The 15,939-nt window shown below is 45.0% G+C and carries 15 protein-coding genes; 6 read left to right on the forward strand and 9 right to left on the reverse strand.

The window, feature by feature from the left end; translation table 11 throughout:
- Nucleotides 1-83 precede the first annotated feature (83 nt).
- Nucleotides 84-1,931, forward strand: coding sequence for a carboxypeptidase-like regulatory domain-containing protein (locus tag BM210_RS27655; RefSeq protein WP_091175545.1), 1,848 nt, complete (start codon nucleotides 84-86; stop codon nucleotides 1,929-1,931).
- 319 nt (nucleotides 1,932-2,250) lie between these two features.
- Here BM210_RS27655 and BM210_RS27660 read toward each other — a convergent pair whose 3' ends face one another.
- The 7 genes from BM210_RS27660 to BM210_RS27690 are packed head-to-tail and all read right to left on the reverse strand — an operon-like array spanning nucleotide 2,251 to nucleotide 10,172.
- Nucleotides 2,251-2,568: a 4Fe-4S dicluster domain-containing protein gene (locus BM210_RS27660; RefSeq protein ID WP_091175546.1), complete on the reverse strand. Its 318-nt coding sequence runs from the start codon at nucleotides 2,566-2,568 to the stop codon at nucleotides 2,251-2,253.
- Complete coding sequence (locus BM210_RS27665; RefSeq protein WP_091175548.1) at nucleotides 2,565-4,169, reverse strand: FAD-dependent oxidoreductase; 1,605 nt, start codon at nucleotides 4,167-4,169, stop codon at nucleotides 2,565-2,567. Before BM210_RS27665 ends, BM210_RS27660 begins: the two co-directional genes overlap by 4 nt.
- Before the next feature lie 51 nt (nucleotides 4,170-4,220).
- A complete protein-coding gene (locus BM210_RS27670) occupies nucleotides 4,221-5,717 on the reverse strand; it encodes a 4-hydroxyphenylacetate 3-hydroxylase family protein (protein ID WP_091175549.1) in 1,497 nt (498 codons plus the stop codon).
- Nucleotides 5,711-7,099 (reverse strand): 4-hydroxyphenylacetate 3-hydroxylase C-terminal domain-containing protein, encoded by a 1,389-nt coding sequence (locus tag BM210_RS27675; RefSeq protein ID WP_091175551.1) that lies wholly within the window; start codon nucleotides 7,097-7,099, stop codon nucleotides 5,711-5,713. The genes BM210_RS27670 and BM210_RS27675 overlap by 7 nt, the downstream gene beginning before the upstream one ends.
- Nucleotides 7,100-7,123: 24 nt before the next feature.
- Nucleotides 7,124-7,957, reverse strand: a complete 834-nt coding sequence (locus BM210_RS27680) for a carbohydrate ABC transporter permease (RefSeq protein ID WP_091175552.1) — start codon at nucleotides 7,955-7,957, stop codon at nucleotides 7,124-7,126.
- Entirely contained in the window at nucleotides 7,954-8,832 is an 879-nt protein-coding gene (locus BM210_RS27685) for a carbohydrate ABC transporter permease (protein WP_091175554.1), read from the reverse strand. The genes BM210_RS27680 and BM210_RS27685 overlap by 4 nt, the downstream gene beginning before the upstream one ends.
- 5 nt (nucleotides 8,833-8,837) lie before the next feature.
- On the reverse strand, nucleotides 8,838-10,172 hold the full coding sequence (locus BM210_RS27690) for an ABC transporter substrate-binding protein (RefSeq protein WP_091175556.1): 1,335 nt from the start codon (nucleotides 10,170-10,172) through the stop codon (nucleotides 8,838-8,840).
- Between the two features lie 265 nt (nucleotides 10,173-10,437).
- On the opposite strand from BM210_RS27690, the gene BM210_RS27695 reads away from it, so the two are divergent.
- The 3 genes from BM210_RS27695 to BM210_RS27705 all read left to right on the forward strand — a co-directional run bounded on the left by BM210_RS27695 (nucleotide 10,438) and on the right by BM210_RS27705 (nucleotide 13,754).
- On the forward strand, nucleotides 10,438-11,235 hold the full coding sequence (locus BM210_RS27695) for a response regulator transcription factor (protein ID WP_091175558.1): 798 nt from the start codon (nucleotides 10,438-10,440) through the stop codon (nucleotides 11,233-11,235).
- Nucleotides 11,232-13,016: a sensor histidine kinase gene (locus BM210_RS27700; protein WP_091175560.1), complete on the forward strand. Its 1,785-nt coding sequence runs from the start codon at nucleotides 11,232-11,234 to the stop codon at nucleotides 13,014-13,016. The genes BM210_RS27695 and BM210_RS27700 overlap by 4 nt, the downstream gene beginning before the upstream one ends.
- Before the next feature lie 114 nt (nucleotides 13,017-13,130).
- Nucleotides 13,131-13,754, forward strand: coding sequence for a C40 family peptidase (locus BM210_RS27705; protein ID WP_177238036.1), 624 nt, complete (start codon nucleotides 13,131-13,133; stop codon nucleotides 13,752-13,754).
- Between the two features lie 8 nt (nucleotides 13,755-13,762).
- Here the strand turns inward: BM210_RS27705 and BM210_RS27710 are convergent, their stop codons facing one another.
- Nucleotides 13,763-14,689, reverse strand: a complete 927-nt coding sequence (locus BM210_RS27710) for a S66 peptidase family protein (protein ID WP_091175563.1) — start codon at nucleotides 14,687-14,689, stop codon at nucleotides 13,763-13,765.
- Nucleotides 14,690-14,941: 252 nt separating this feature from the next.
- Between BM210_RS27710 and BM210_RS27715 the strand changes: the two genes are divergently transcribed.
- A complete protein-coding gene (locus BM210_RS27715) occupies nucleotides 14,942-15,244 on the forward strand; it encodes a hypothetical protein (protein ID WP_091175564.1) in 303 nt (100 codons plus the stop codon).
- A gap of 101 nt (nucleotides 15,245-15,345) precedes the next feature.
- Nucleotides 15,346-15,564: a DUF2905 domain-containing protein gene (locus BM210_RS27720; protein WP_091175566.1), complete on the forward strand. Its 219-nt coding sequence runs from the start codon at nucleotides 15,346-15,348 to the stop codon at nucleotides 15,562-15,564.
- 73 nt (nucleotides 15,565-15,637) lie between these two features.
- On the opposite strand, the gene BM210_RS27725 is transcribed toward BM210_RS27720, so the two are convergent.
- The gene (locus BM210_RS27725; RefSeq protein WP_091175567.1) at nucleotides 15,638-15,937 is read right to left on the reverse strand and encodes an RNA 2'-phosphotransferase; all 300 of its coding nucleotides are present in this window, start codon (nucleotides 15,935-15,937) and stop codon (nucleotides 15,638-15,640) included.
- Between the last annotated feature and the right edge of the window lie 2 nt (nucleotides 15,938-15,939).

The raw sequence follows: 15,939 nt of genomic DNA on the forward strand, positions 1-15,939 counted from the left end.
CGCCAAAATTATTAGCGGTATAATACTGACTAAGTCTTGAGACCCATGTTATGATAAGTTTATTACAGATGTGGGGGTAAGTCATGAAAGTTTTCAGGAATCTAGCGTCTATCATTTTTCTATTCATGCTGTTCTTCTCGTTTGTGGGCAACGTTCCAACAGTCCATGGGGTCGCACCAACAAAAGCATCGGCTGACATTATGGTTACATCTAATTTGGGATATCCAATCCCCGATGCAGATGTGACTTTCACCTCCACCGTGCTCCCATTCCCGGTGACTGCTAAAACGAATATTGATGGAGTGGCTTCATTCCCCAATTTGCAGGTTGGAGATTATACGGTTACAGCTTCATCAATCGGCTACACCGTGAGCACTCCGATAAAAACCGGGATTCTCTCTTCAGGTCAATCATTTAGTCAAACCATTAATCTCACGTCGAATGTATCTTCGGAAGGGATCTATCATTTCAGTACTTTCAATAATTCATCGGATGTGACCACATTTGAGGGTAACGTAACATGGTCGACCTACGGCACAATACCTATTCACTCCGAAATGAAACTTCAGTTTCTGAATAATACGAATAACCCTATAGGTTCCGTGATTGCGTCCGTTTATTCCGATGAAAGTAACTATTTTTCGTGGACGGTGCCAAAGACTTCGTTACCTTTGGGCGCAACACGGATCGGTGTTATTTTGTTCGACAGCAGTTCGGCTGTGATGGATATTCGATCAAGTCCTTTGTGGAGCTATACTTTGCATTCTGTTCAATCACTGAAGTTCCATGATAACAATGCTAACGGAAATTCTATTGAAAACGAAAATTCTATTGAAGCTGTGGTTTCGTGGACCGGAGCCAACGACGAAAGCATGCTGGCAGGGTACAATATTTATTATTGGATAATGGGCGACAATACGTGGAAATACTGGGACACTATAGCCAAACGTGCAGACAAGACGTATCAATATGTATTTGATAAATTCCCTAAAAACACCGGAAGCATCTTAGTTGGCAGCCTCAATAGTGCTGGAGAAGAGTTTAATTCTTTCCCCACTGTCAATGTCATTGATAATCGTCAAGCAGACGCAGTCTCGGATGTTTTGCCTCCTTATTTGGCTACCCTTCCTGCACCTACAAATATTCAAGACTTTACATATACATTTACACCGAATACGATTTCAGGACAGATTGCTTTTACTCTGCCCTCAGAACGGAGCACAATCAAAGGCTATAATCTATATTTTAGTACACCAAATGGTCATAAAAAACAAGCGATCGGTACGATAGTTACGTCCCAAGATGTTTCTCAGCTATCCTACAATTTAGATAATTTGCTGCCCGTACCTAGCGATGCCACTCAATTTGCGCTGTATTCGTATGACAAAGACGGCAATGAGAGCGCAGCAGTTTATATTCCTATCAAAATTTATACCAACACTACGCCGAGTGCGAAACTTCCTAATAATCTGAATTTTCTTGACATGGATGAGCAACCAAAAAGATTGCATGGCTTCTTAACTTGGAGCAGAGCTATCGATGAATCAAGCCTCGTCAGTTATCAGATCTATTTTCTAGACAGTAATAACCAACCGATAAGCCTGATTGGAGAGGTACCAAAAGAAAATGTGCCTGAGTTCACTTTGCCTTGGGGGCTACGGATTCCTAATACAGCAACTCGCATCGGCATCGGCGTCAAGGATATGGCAGGCAATATATCAACAAATTTCACAACTACTTTAATTACGGATAATAGTAACCAAAAGGAAGTCAATGCTGCCGTAAGAACTGTTTATTTTCTGAATACCGGCAATTTGGATATAAGCAGCATTATGGTTTTTTTGAAACAATCTGCCAACCTGTACAGCTTTGATAAAAAGGATTTGCAATTGTTTCTCTCGCTTATTGATCCGGTCATTGTTCAGCAGTAAATACAATGAAAAACGCTAAGCTGTTCGCTCTGCGAAATGGCTTGGCGTTTTTATTTGGCTCCCCAATTACATGAATTCAAAGGAGTTTTCAAAAAGACATGCTAACCGTTGAATTTAGGTGCGAGTGATTCTTCAAAGATTTATCTATTGAATATGGAATTCGTTATCATAGGGCCTCACCTCCATGGTCGCTGAATGTTTTTGTTTTGAGTCAAGTTAATCATAGACTTGGTAAAAAAAGAAAAAACCGTGTCAATTTAATTGAACATGGTTCTTTCAATTCTGCATCCCTTGTTCCCCTCTACATTAGTGTAAAGGTCTACCTTAGGCTGAGCATAAGCGGATTTCTCGTAACCGGTGTCCTGCCTGGCCCCCAGCCTACCTTTTCCCTATAGCCTCCGATTAAACCTTCGTCAGCCACCTCTTGCTCGGTAATAAGGGTGATACGATTTGGATCAGGAGCTACATATAGAGCATCCACAGGACAATACAATTCACACATAAAACAGGTTTGGCAGTCACTTTGCCGGGCAATAACGGGGATGCCACCATCTATACGGTCAAACACATTGGTCGGACATACGGACACACATAAATTGCACTGAATGCATTTGGAATCACTTACGATTTCAATCAAAGCACCGCCACCTTTCCTTTCACTAGCTCAGGCTTCACCCAAACCCGGTCCAGCCCTCCGCTAACCAAGCGATAGTGCTGATTCGCATCGATATTAGGAAAATCCACACGCCGGTGCATCCCGCGGGTTTCTGTTCTGAATTTCGCCGATTCGTACATCCAGCGCGCTGTCGCGGTCATGGCCAATGCTTCACGTGCCTTATAGCCTTGGGCATTCAAGGTAATCGTTTGATCTCTTTGTTGCTTCCACAGCTCGTCGAGCCGCCCCAATGAATCGGTAAGCACCTTATCCGTGCGGAAAAGATTACGGTCGTAAGGATGAACTTCCTCTTTGACTGCCTCCACATACTCCTGCACCTTGCCAGGCGATGGGTCGGAAAGCTGGCTTGTAAGCGGTGATGAGGACAAGCCCAGCAGGCTTCTGTCCTCTGCTTTGCCGCTTAAAGCCAGTGCAAATTCGGCAGCGCCTTGCCCTGCAAAGGAGCCTGAGGACATCGCCCAAGCTGCATTATGGCTGCCGCCTCCCGTAAAGCCTCCGCAAATAAGCTCACGGGTTGCCGCATCGCCTGCCGCATAGAGCCCTGACACCTTCGTAGCGCAGGTTTCATCGATAATATGGATACCCCCGGTTCCCCGGACTGTACCTTCCAGACGAAGTGTAACCGGGAAGGAATCCCGGAAAGGGTCAATGCCTAGCCGGTCAAAGGGAAGGAAAAAATTCGTCTGGCCCACTCGAAGAATCGGCTTCATTTCCTCCGGCACCTGGTCTAAACATGCATATACCTGTCGCCCTTGCAGCAGGTTCTTCGCGATTACAGAGCGGCCGCGATGTGAAGCCGCACCTTCCACGACTGTGCCATCCTCATGATAAAAGCTGGCAAACCGGTAATAGGCCGTTTTGGTTACCGAGGAAAAGGTTGGTGATATCGCATAGGCATTTGAGAACTCCATCCCAGAGAGTTCTGCTCCTGCTTCGGCAGCAAGTAGATACCCATCCCCCGTCAATACATTACAACCCAGTGCCTTACTGAGGAACGCGCATCCGCCCGTCGCAATAACAACTGCACCCGCACGAATGATCCAGGTTTCGTTGGTTTGGTTGCGCACGCCCCTTGCTCCGGCCACACCATGCGCATCCGCCAGCAGCTCAAGCGCAGGACTATGGTCTAATACCTTCACCCCAGCCTTTTGTACCAACTTCCGCATCATTTTCATATATTCCGGTCCTTGCAGCGCCCGTATCTGCACCGTGCCATGCTCATCCGCCGGAAAAGGATAACCCCATTGCGCCAAATGATTCATCCGCTCGTATGCTTTATCCAGCACCCTGTTCATCCATCTATCCTCAGAAAGCTGGCCGCCCAGATCATACCGGCTCAGCTTGGCCTCCTGCCGAAGCTTATCGTCAGGCTGAATATACCAGACGCCTGTACCCGATGGAGCGGTCGCACCGCTTGATCCCAAGTAGCCTTTGTCCACAAGTGCCACCTTGGCTCCCGCATTAGCAGCTGAGATTGCTGACCACGCACCAGCAGGTCCGCCGCCAATGACCAATACATCCACATTTAATTCCAGATCTGCTTTTAGTTTTGTTTCACCCATTTTGAATACCTCCCTATAATTAGCATATAAAATCAGCATAATAGCTCCAACCTATTGATGATACGTGCTGCCCAGTAAGTACTCCTGCACTTTATCGAAATGCGGCTGCTTGTTATAGTCGACATATTGCCTTGCATAGGTTCTTATTGGATCTCCCGCGTAGTACCTTTCATAAAGCTCATGGCGCGCACCAAGCTGGCTGCCAACCAGCTCCCAGGCCAGCTTTAGCAGCTTTACCCGCTCTTCGGCACCACGATCTGCTCCCCGGTAATAAGCCTGAAGCTGCGTACCCAGCGGGCCGCGGAATTCAGCAAGCGTTGAAGGAGCCTGGAGCAATCCCGCTCCTGAGAGCTGCTGCAAAATTTCGATCGCTCTGGGATAATAGCGGTTCCCGAGATTTTTGGCTGTCGCCATCAGCCCGCTATCCGGTAGCCATACACCAGAAGGATCCAGCTTGGCTCCATGCTCCGCTGTCAGCAGCAGGGCTTTAATTGACTCCAGCTGGTAAAATAGCTCAGCTAGCTTTTCCTTGACATGGGCGAATTTCTTAATGCCTATAGAATCCGCCAGCTCATTGCCCACTGCCGCCACAAACTCCAGCTTGCTGACCAGCCTGACGATACTCTTGTGCAGTCCGAGCCCGCCACCAACCGCTGTGGAGCGAACTTTCCAGAGCAGCTCAGGGTCCTCCTTAACCAGTACTCGCTCCCAAGGGATCAAGGCGTCATCGAAAACCAGCACGGCATCCATCTCGTCAAATCGTGAGCTGAGCGGATGGTTTTCTTCTTCCTCCGAGGCAAAGGATTCCCGGCAAATCAGGTGTAAGCCTGGCGTATTCACAGCAACCATGAGCAGAAGCGCATATTGCTTTTCTTCTGCCGTTTTCTTAACTAAGGGCGATACGATAATTTCATCCATATAGGGACTGCCGGTTGCCAGCATTTTGGCTCCACGGACAATGATCCCATCCTCGGTCTCACGCACGATACGCAAGGCTGTGTACAGCCCCCCAAGCTCAGAGGAAAGCTTCGTCCTGTCGATCTGCGGGTCGTGCCCGGCGGAAGTCACGAGAAGATCATGGTCTCGGACGTAACGGTAATAATTAACTATTTTATCCGAATAATCAGGATCCTCGGATTGAAGCAACTCCCGGCCGATATAGAGGCCTGCCACCTGCCCTCGATATGTTCCGCCTACACGGCTCATTACACCAAAGGTCGCATCCGACCATATTTTGAATGCACGGCTGCGCCGGAATACATCCTCCTTCTGCTCTGGAATCAGAAAAGCCATGTTGGCATGGGCTCCTGTTTCTGTCTCAAAGACCAAATGCGGGGCTAGCTCCGGTTCATCCTGCAGATCAAGAATGCCCGCTACAGATTTAATTGTCCCACGAAAGGCGGGATGGTTGGCAATATGTTGAACCAGCTTCCCGTCCAGCCACACTTTCCTGCCATCATTTAAGCGCTGTAAATATCTCGCTCCTGAGCTTACAGTCGTGTTTGGTTCAGTGCCTGATCCGATGCTTGATTTCGATCCTGCTAGCATGGAGTATCCTCTCCCTTTAACCAGAATTCCCTATAGCGGCTGCGCAGCAGCTCCAATGGATAATGCTCGAACAGAATTTGCGCCTGCTGAAGCGAATCGCCAAATACATATTGCTCGTGCAGCCTTCTTCTGAAGGCTTGAGGGCTTGCGAGCATTTCCCATACCCCGCGCAGTAGTTTGCCGCCAAGCTGTTGCCCCTCTTGTTCTTGCCCGCTTCCTTCGGGAGCTTCAATTCCAGGCGCATCCAGTATAGCTATGCCGCTTGTATGCTGGAGGGCTTCATAGCCCTTGTGCAGCAGCATACTCCCGGCTCGTTTGGCTGCCTGAACTGGCAGTACTGCCGGAAGGAGCAATCCAGTTGGCGTCAAATAAGCGCCGAGCTCCGCTGCGTGCAGTAAAGCTCCCATCGTGTCAATGGCTTGCACAAGCTCCCCGAGCTCTCCTTGAATATGGAGCTCATTTCCAAGCCCGCTTGCGTCTGCAAGCGCAAAGGACATTCCCGCGATGAGCTCTAGCTCCGCAAGCTGCCTGGATGCCCACTGGAAATCTGCCCATGTGTTATGGGATGGGTCATGAAGCAGACGCTTCACCATGCGGGTATCGCGATCGACCAACACCCGGCTCCAGGGCACAAGCACGGCATTATACGTTACCGTTACTCCAGAATCGAAGTCTGGATGAAGTCGTACTACCAGATACTCGCTATCTATCGGCACAACTGCAATCGTATGAGCTAGCGTATCTGAACTTCCTTCCTCCCGGATAAAGACCAGCAGCTCATCCACGAACAAGGCATCGCTCCCAAACGTCTGCGTCCCTCGCAGTACAACGCCATCCTCCGTGTACGTTGCCACGGGGTATATGGCCGCCGGGCTGGATGACTGCGGTTTTATAGGCTGCCATGAAAGAGTGATAAGGCTGCTTTGCTTGAAGAATGCTTCAAACAGTAAGTTCATTTGCTCTGCTTGGATCTGCCCTCTGGGATCAACAGGCTTCAACGGTTCGGCCGGTTCCAAGGGCAGCACCCCATCCTTGCGCCTATGCTCATGTGCAAACGCAGACCAGGCAGACAACAGCGCATGCGCGTAATCAGCCAGCCCCGTGGCAAACACGGACCTGTTGCCCGCCAAACTGAACAAGCCTTTTCGCTTCATCGTCATCTCATCGGATGATTTCGGGCAAGAATAAGACTGCTTTCTTAGTGGATGCTCCACATTGCCAAACTCATGGCCCAAGCGCGACTTTTCCCGCTGATAAGCCGCATGTCCGTCCAGCGACGCGAACAATTCCCCATCGACTTGATAGGTGCGTCGATTGGAGCGAATGCCAGCTTTCTTTGCATCCGCATCGCCATCCACAATTGGTTGCTTTGTTCGGCCCATCTCCAACCACCCTTTCCTACGGCGTTAGCCTTTAATGCCTGTCGTTGTAATACCTTCAATGAAATATTTTTGGGCCGCGAAAAATACAACTACACAAGGCAGCAATGTGACGACCGACATTGCCATCACCTGGTTCCAGGACACAGCTCCATCCGTATCCAGCGTCATTCTTAAGCCTAACGATACCGGATATTTAGATACACTATTGATGTAGATCAAAGCATTAAAAAATTCGTTATAAGTCCATAAAAACTGGAAGAGCCCGACCGATACCAAAGCTGGCAAGCATAAGGGCGCAAGCACCTTGGTCAAAATGCCAAACGAGCCACAGCCATCCATCACGGCTGCTTCGTCCAAATCCCGTGGAATCCCCCTGAAAAACTGGATTAAGAGAAATATAAAAAAGGCATTCACTCCAAGCAAAGCAGGGATATAAAAGGGTAGGTACGTATTTAGCCAGCCAAAATTTTTAAACAGTAAATACCGGGGAATCATAATCACCGCATCCGGCAGCATTAACGTCGATATCATTAAAGCAAAGAACAGCTTTTTTAAAGGAAATTGAAACCGTGCAAAGCCATAAGCGATCAGCATGCTGGACAGCACGGTCAACACTACAACAGGCAGAACCAATACAAAGGTGTTACGAAAAAAAACAAGATAGCTGTTTTTCCCGATTCCCTTCCAGCCCTTCACATAGGAATCCCAAACAAAATCGGTTGGGATCAAGCCAATTGAGGCAAACACCTCGGCATTGGGCTTAAATGAAGCAGCTACCAGCCATAACAACGGATAAATAAAAGCTATACCAACCGCCGATAGCAATATGAATAACAAAACCTTTTGCACACGGCTCATTTCGCCTCTCCTCCATCCTCATAATGCGTCCAGCGGTCGGAGGTCTTTAACAGCAGGAAGGTAACCGCCAATATAATAAGAAACAATATCCAGGACAGAGTCGAAGCATAGCCCATTTTGAAAAAGTTAAACGCCTGCTCATACAGCATCAGTCCATACAAAAACGTCGATTTGAGTGGACCTCCCCCTGTTATTACAAAAGCGGCGGTAAACTGCTGGAAGGCACCAATCGTCTGCATGACCAGGTTGAATAAGATAACTGGCGTCAGCAAGGGTAGCGTAATCCGAAAAAATGTCGCCAGCCTCGATGAACCATCAACCTTCGCAGCTTCATATAGCTCCTTGGGAATTTGCTTTAAGCCTGCCAGAAAAATAACCATTGATGAGCCAAATTCCCAGACGGGCAGCAAGGTGATGGTAAATAAGGCCAATTGCGGACTACCCAGCCAGTCCATGGGACCTAACCCGACATGACCCAATATTTCGTTAACCAAGCCCTCCCGCATAAAAAGAAATTTCCATAGAATTGAAACGGCTATACTCCCACCAAGCAGCGAAGGCAAATAATAAACCGTGCGGAACGCGCCAATGCCACGAAGCGGGATATTCAAAATAACAGCTACCAGCAAAGCTACTGCCAGCTTGGCAGGCACAGCCATAAGCACATAATAAAAGGTGACTTTTAAAGATTGATAAAAATCCGGATCAGCAGCCATCATGCTGTAATTTTTCAAGCCAACGAATACAGGGTCACGTACCATACTGTAGTCGGTAAACGAATAATACAGCGAAGCCAGGAAAGGATAGAGCGTCAGCACGCAGAAACCTAAGATCCACGGGCTGACATACAGCAAACCGACATACCAATTACGCATAACCGTTACTTGATACCCTTCAATTTTTCAGTCATTCTGCGGATTAATTCGCTTGCGCCTTGTTCAGGAGATATTTTGCCGAAGCCGACCTGCTGTAAATAGTCTTCGCTCAGCTTGAACAACTCTTGGTTGCCGCTGATCCCATTCTCCGGGTCACCTGGCTTGGCAAGGGCAAGACCCACCGCTTTTACTACAGTTGCATCTATGATGTTCTGCTCCGCCAGCTTCTTGGCGTTTTTCTCTACAGGCGGCACGCTGAATACATCGCGTAATCGCTCAGCCGCTTCTGGATCTGTTAGCAGCCAGCTGATGAACTTCGCCGCTTCCTCAGGGTTCTTCGTCGCTTTATTAATGACCAATGGTGTGGTCGGATTGACCTGCACAGCTGAGGTTTTGGCATTGGCCGCTATTGGGAATGTGGTTACATCTAGCTGAGGAATAAAGGTTTTATGCTTGGATAATGTAGATGCCAAGACGAACACCATACCTGCATTACCCTTTTGCCAGCTCACGTTCTGCGAAATATCCGGGTACAGGCTGCTTTCTGCGAGCGGCTGGAGCACACCATCGTCCAAAAGCTTTTTATAATAAGTAAAGGCTTCTGTCAGGATGGCCTGGTCAAAGCCAAGCGTCTTGTCGTCCTTAATCCATTGCTGGTTCGTTTGTTGTTTTATAAACGGATGAAGGAAGGTACGAACGTCAAGCTGTGCGAGCAGATAAGCCTTGGGATCCTGTTGATGCACTTTTTTCCCAATCTCATGAATTTTGATCCAATCCCAGCTTGTGTCGGTGGGAATGTTGAATTTCTTGAAAAACTCCGGGTTATAGGCAATAACCATCCCGTTAACACCCATTGGCAAACCGATTAACTCACCGCCAAATACCGTATATTTATTTACAAAATCCTGATTAAAAGCTTCCAGATTCAGGTTTTTCTTCTGTGTGTTCAAATCCAGCACTAGCTTGCCCTTTACCGCGATATCATCAATCCAAGTAATGCCAAGATGAGTAATGTCGGGTGCAGTCCCCCCCGCGAATTGCGTAACCAATTTCTGATAGTAACCGTCAAAGCCGCCATATTCAGGCTCGATCGTAATATTCGGATATTTCTTCATGTACAAATCTACAGCTTCCAACACGGCTTTGTGCCTATCCTCAGTTCCAAACCAGGCAAACCGCAATGTCACCTTTTTGGCTGGCGCCTGCGGCTGTTCTTTTTGGGGCTGCACACTTTGTCCCCCTGCAACTGGTGTATTGCTGCCATTACTGCAGCCTGCCGCTACCCCCATGAACATCAGCAGCGTTAATAGTATTCCAATAGTTCTAGTCGGTTTTTTCATAATACCTGCCTCCTCATTCTTGGTCTCTGAGTATTTACTATAAAAGGTTTTAGGCAAAAAAAATACAACCCTAATCTTAGAAATGGTATCCTTTACGATTAATTTTCAGAAAAAAAGTATCATTTCCCCTACAATCGTTGATTGCTGCGTATTTTTGTCAATCAAGAAACCTATACAAGAACTGAAAAATCCAGTATCATTTTAATATATCCGATAGGATTACTTTACTTTATTATGAAAGTCTCAGACGGAGGTTGGAATTCACGTGTACAAACTTGTACTTGTTGATGATGAAGCGGAAATACGTAATGGACTAGCCCAATACTTTCCTTGGCAGCAAATTGGCTTCCAAGTAGTAGAAAAGTTTGATAATGGATTGGACGCTTTTACATATATGGAGTCACATCCCGTCGATGCACTGTTATGCGATATCTCGATGCCGCTTATGAGTGGAATGGAGCTTGTACAGAAGTTGTACGAACGGAGAATCAAAACCAAGGTCCTGCTGCTGAGCGCGTTTAAAAACTTTGAGTATGCCCAACAAGCATTGGCCTACGATGTTAAGGGATATATTCTAAAGCCTACGCACTTTAATGAAATTCATGAGGTATTTTCCAAGCTTAGGGCTGAATTGGACAATGATCGCGAGCACCATCCCGATTTACCGGAGCAGCGTGTTCAAGAGGGGAACGAAGGATCCTTCCAAGATAAAGTGATCGGTTCCATTAAAAGCTACGTTGAGCATAATTATTCCAAAGCTACTCTTGAAGAAGCGGCTCGCCTGATCCGCATGAATCCTGATTATGTCAGCAAGTACTTCAAACAGAAGACAGGGCAAAATTTCTCGGACTATATTGTGGAAATCCGGATGGGCAAAGCTATCGAGCTGCTTCGGGATATCAACTATAAAACTTATGAAATCAGTGAACTGGTTGGCTACAGCTATCCGAAAAACTTTACAAGAACTTTCAAAAAATATTATGGCATCAGTCCCCGCGAATTTCGTAATAGCAGCGAACCTGCAAGCGAAAAATCCAGTAAAAAACCAAGTGAAGACGAATGAGCACACGATTTTTTTTCAAAAACCTGCTGCTATTTCTGGCTCCCCTATTAATTCCTGTTGTTCTCCTCGGCGGCCTATCCATCTATATCACCCAGCAATATATTCAAGGGGAGATCAATAGGAACAACCTCGTTTTGTTCAATCAATTGGATCGGAATATGGAGCAAATCTTCAGTGAAATGGAGTCGCTGAGCGTCGGTCTTGGCAATCTTGATGTGTTGTTCAGGATGGAGGAAATCCTCCATACCCAAACTTTAACGTTAGAAGATATTCGGCTCATGAAGGTTATCCAGAACTATTTGAGGGCTCCAGCCAGTGTCAAGCCTTTTATTGAATCTATCTATGTATATGTGAATAATAGCTACAATCAATTTCTGGATTACAATGACGGATTGATCCGACTTGATGATTTCCACGACTCGACCTGGATAAACAGCTATATGCAAAACCGTGATCTTACAGGAATCTGGACGGAATCGAGGCAAATTCAACATTTTTCATTCGAGAAGCCGATTTCCGTTACCACTCTGTATAAAAATATGTTTTCTTCCGCCCTGAACCATCCAAGAGGCGTGATCGCCATCAATGTGTATACCCAGTACATTGAAAAATTGCTGGATCAAATGGCAACTTACCCCAATCAGCATATTATTGTTATAGACGATAACGGGCGTGTTATATTCCGTAATCATCCGGATACTGGCACCAATGCATTGAATAGCACCTTAATTCCCGAAAAAAGCAAGCCCTTCATCTGGAAAAACGGCAATAGCACCTATTTCGTCTCCGAGCAGCGCTCTACGGTTTCTGGCTGGCGGTACCTTTCTGTCACACCGCAGTCGTCATTAAACCAGATTCCATTCAAGCTTAGTACCTTTACTGCCTGTATTGTCCTGCTCTCCTTTGTTCTGGGGTCAGCCCTTGCCTATTTGCTTACCAAGCGCAGCGCCAATCAAATACGTAGAATTATGACCATACTGCAGCAAGCTGAAAAGGGGGTTCCTCTGTATGATGCCTCAGCCTCAGTAGTTAAGGATGAATACAGCATTATTACCGAAGAAATCATAAAAAATTTTCTGGAGCGACATTATTTGCAGGTTCAACTTTCTGAGAAAAAGTATAAGCTTCAAGCTGCCGAATTGCTTGCCTTGCAAGCTCAAATCAATCCGCACTTTTTATTTAATACGCTTCAAACCATCTATTGGAAGGTGCTGGGGCTAACAGTCCAGCCCAATGAGGCCAACCAAATGCTAGAAAGCTTGTCCGGTTTACTGAAGTACTCCTTGGAAACGCCACATGAAATCGTATCGCTGGATAAGGAAATCCACAATATGCAGAACTACCTCGATATCCAGCAGATACGCTATAAAGACAAATTTGAGCTCTACTGGCAATATGAGCATGAAGAACTTGAAGGCGTCGGCATCGTTAAGCTGCTCTTGCAGCCATTAATTGAGAACTGCATCCACCATGGATTGCTTGCCCAAGGACCCCCTATTCAGATTAAAATCAAAATTTCCCGTCTCGCCTCTCATCTCCATATTGCCGTGCTCGATAATGGGAAGGGGATAAGCAGGGCACGCCTTGAGGAGATTCGGATCTTGATCAACGAAGAGGATAATGTGTACCGCCATATCGGACTGTCAAATACGAACAAACGCATCCGGCTTGTCTATGGCAAAGAGAATGGGCTTATCATACGCAGCAAGCTCTCTTGGGGCACATCGGTGTCTATGGATATTCCGCTCCTGAGTACCGAAGTCATGGAGCGAATTCAATAGGCAACAACCTTATGAAACATCAAAATACCATAATTTGAGTGTTTCCACTACTGAATAATGGTGTTATGTTTAAATTAGGAATTTCAAAAAGATTTATACAACATGGAGGTCACAATGAAAAAATCTATCATCTTGAGTTCCGCATTAGCTATAAGCATTATGTTTTCAAGCGTTGCTTCAGCTGCTACATATGATCAGTACACCGCTAAAGATAATGATATGCTATGGAAAGTTTCCAATACGTATGGCGTAAGTTTATCAAGTTTAATGGAGATAAATCCAAAAATCGATCCATATAATATTTACAAGGGTTTGATCATAAACATTCCCAATAAACAAAACCAAAATTGGGAATTAAATGCGGATGCAATGATTGCCAAAGGAATGACTCAACTTGGAGTTCCATATGTATTTGGAGGAGATCGACCGTACGAAGCATTTGATTGTTCTGGTTTTACTCAATATATGTTTAGAGCAATTGGAATTGAACTCCCTCATTCCTCGGCTATGCAGAGCGATTTAGGAAAATTTGTTCCAGCTAATCAATTACGAAAAGGCGACTTGATATTCCTAAGTGACACCTATCAAGCCGGAGTGTCACATGTGGCTCTCTATATCGGAGACAATAAAGTACTACAAGCTGGAACAATGGGAACAAGAGAAGTGAAAATTAGCACTTTATTTGGTACTCCCTATTATGACTCCCATTATTGGGGTGCTCGTCGTCTAATCGATTAAGATCTTGCTTAAGATAAGCTAACCGTTGGTTCAAGAACGGTCAATGTATTATTATATGTGTTGAGATTAACCAAAGCTCCAATAGGTATGGCTGCCTTATATGTTCCATGAGCAGATGCCAAATTGGTCATGAGTGCCTTACCTATTGGAGCTAATACTTCATCGATCAGATCATTGTATGATTTACCATAAGCTGTTTGGCATTCTGTGCATTCACCCATTACGATTCCAATGCAATCATTAAATTTTCCTGCAATTTTTAAATGATTGATCATTCTATAAACTTTGTTTATTGGTTCATGTGTTTCTTCAAGGAATAAAACTTTTCCTTTAGTGTCAATTTCATACGAAGTACCTAGCGTATCAACAATTGAAGATAGATTCCCCCCGACTATAGGCCCCGTTACATTACCAAGAACTTTACTTGTAAGTAACACATTTGGAGGGTTTTGAATAATCCTTGGAGCGCTTACTTTAGAAGTAGCCTCAAAAAATTGATCGAAATTATAAGCCGGAGTGGACGGATTAAAATCAAAAAGCATTAAACTAGAAAAAGTAATTAAGTCACAAAATTGATATAAGGCATTCATTAATACAGAAATGTCACTGTAACCCGTAAGTATTTTTGGATTCGCAGAAATTACTTCATAATCCAAATAAGGGAGAATTCCCAGAACTCCTACCCCTCCTCTGGTGGGAAGAATCATTCTAACTCTTTGATTAGCAAACATATTCATCAGATCATATGCTCTTTGCTCATCTGTTCCCCCAAGAAAACCATCAACCGAATATACATAGTTACCTAAAACAACTTGAAATCCCATACTTCTCAATACAGAAATACCCGTATTGATTGTCATCGAATTAAGCGGACTCCCCAATGTTACTATTCCAATTGTATCGCCACGTCTCAAGATAGGTGGATGTACAGACATTATTCGACACTCTCCCCTCCTATGAATTTCGTATATAATATTTATGTTTGGAAAGCGCCGATCATGCTTTTTTTAATCATGTTGTTTAATAATTATTGCCCACTTTCACACATAAAAAATCTCTCCCGGGTGGCTCGAAAGAGCATGTTTACCATGCATAATATTACTTTTCATAGACTTCAACTGTTGTAATAGTTGTTTCTTCCATCTAAACTTAGTAGGATAAAAGTAGAAAAGCACGGGAGTGCAAATGTGGGAGAGAATGTATTCAGATCGACAGGTTGGGATGTTCGTGTCTTATCCGTGGAGCGGGAGATGGTAAAGTTCCCCAAGGAGCAGGAGTCGTTAGCGTTTCGCTTAAGCATTCTTGTGGCTCCATCGCTGAAGTTCCGCTCACTTGACCAGATTCAACTTATTGTAGGGCAGTCTGGAACCCCTTCATGGGTAGCGTTCATAGCCACCGTTTTACAGCATGAACCGGGTTCGTTGTTATTGTTTACAAGCCATCAGTACGAATCGCAGTTAAAGGAGGTTCTTCGGTTAGTATGTGGGTAGAGTGAAATTAAGCGCTCATTTCTGAAGCAAAATTTTGAAAGAAGAATTCTATTTGATTGCCTTAGTATAAACTGGTAATAATTAAATAAGAGGTGAGTCTAATGTCTATCCCCAAAATATTAATTAGCTTAGGAATTGCACTAGTTGTCATTGGCATTTTATGGTCTGTCTTATCAAAGTTCATCAACCTTGGAAAACTTCCTGGAGACATTGTAGTCGAAAAAGAAAATTTCAAGTTTTATTTTCCCGTTGTAACATGCATTATTATAAGTGTTGCGCTCTCATTAGTTATGTATGTTATAAGACTCTTTAACAAATAAGGGGCAATTTGTTTGTGCGCCATTTTGTCTTTACAGCCCCCCCCAACAACACTCATAGACAATCTAATCTATCTCAAACTCTTATTAAACCACAATTTATTGGAACTTTGATAAAATGGATGTATTTTCTTCCCATTGGTTTTATTCCCTCGGCAAGTATGATATCAACAACTTTAGCATTAGTCCCATGATATAGTACATCTGAAGGAATCGCACCTTGATACTCCAATCTACCCACGCTATGTCCATAGTTAGCACGAATGTAATCATTGATAATCTCAAATCTTTGCTTTGCACAGTTCTTTACAACTTGTCTAATATCTTTGTCTTCAATAAATGACCATCTTGATTCCAAACGGATTGCCTGTAGCAGAT

The sequence above is a fragment of the Paenibacillus sp. 1_12 genome (assembly GCF_900114475.1).
GTDB lineage: Bacteria > Bacillota > Bacilli > Paenibacillales > NBRC-103111 > Paenibacillus_S.

Excerpts from the sequence above, each read along its gene's own strand:
- BM210_RS27655 (WP_091175545.1), top strand. The coding sequence starts at position 84 with ATGAAAGTTTTCAGGAATCTAGCGTCTATCATTTTTCTATTCATGCTG.
- BM210_RS27665 (WP_091175548.1), bottom strand. The coding sequence starts at position 4,169 with ATGGGTGAAACAAAACTAAAAGCAGATCTGGAATTAAATGTGGATGTA.
- BM210_RS27670 (WP_091175549.1), bottom strand. The coding sequence starts at position 5,717 with ATGCTAGCAGGATCGAAATCAAGCATCGGATCAGGCACTGAACCAAAC.
- BM210_RS27675 (WP_091175551.1), bottom strand. The coding sequence starts at position 7,099 with ATGGGCCGAACAAAGCAACCAATTGTGGATGGCGATGCGGATGCAAAG.
- BM210_RS27680 (WP_091175552.1), bottom strand. The coding sequence starts at position 7,957 with ATGAGCCGTGTGCAAAAGGTTTTGTTATTCATATTGCTATCGGCGGTT.
- BM210_RS27685 (WP_091175554.1), bottom strand. The coding sequence starts at position 8,832 with ATGCGTAATTGGTATGTCGGTTTGCTGTATGTCAGCCCGTGGATCTTA.
- BM210_RS27690 (WP_091175556.1), bottom strand. The coding sequence starts at position 10,172 with ATGAAAAAACCGACTAGAACTATTGGAATACTATTAACGCTGCTGATG.
- BM210_RS27700 (WP_091175560.1), top strand. The coding sequence starts at position 11,232 with ATGAGCACACGATTTTTTTTCAAAAACCTGCTGCTATTTCTGGCTCCC.
- BM210_RS27705 (WP_177238036.1), top strand. The coding sequence starts at position 13,131 with ATGAAAAAATCTATCATCTTGAGTTCCGCATTAGCTATAAGCATTATG.
- BM210_RS27710 (WP_091175563.1), bottom strand. The coding sequence starts at position 14,689 with ATGTCTGTACATCCACCTATCTTGAGACGTGGCGATACAATTGGAATA.
- BM210_RS27720 (WP_091175566.1), top strand. The coding sequence starts at position 15,346 with ATGTCTATCCCCAAAATATTAATTAGCTTAGGAATTGCACTAGTTGTC.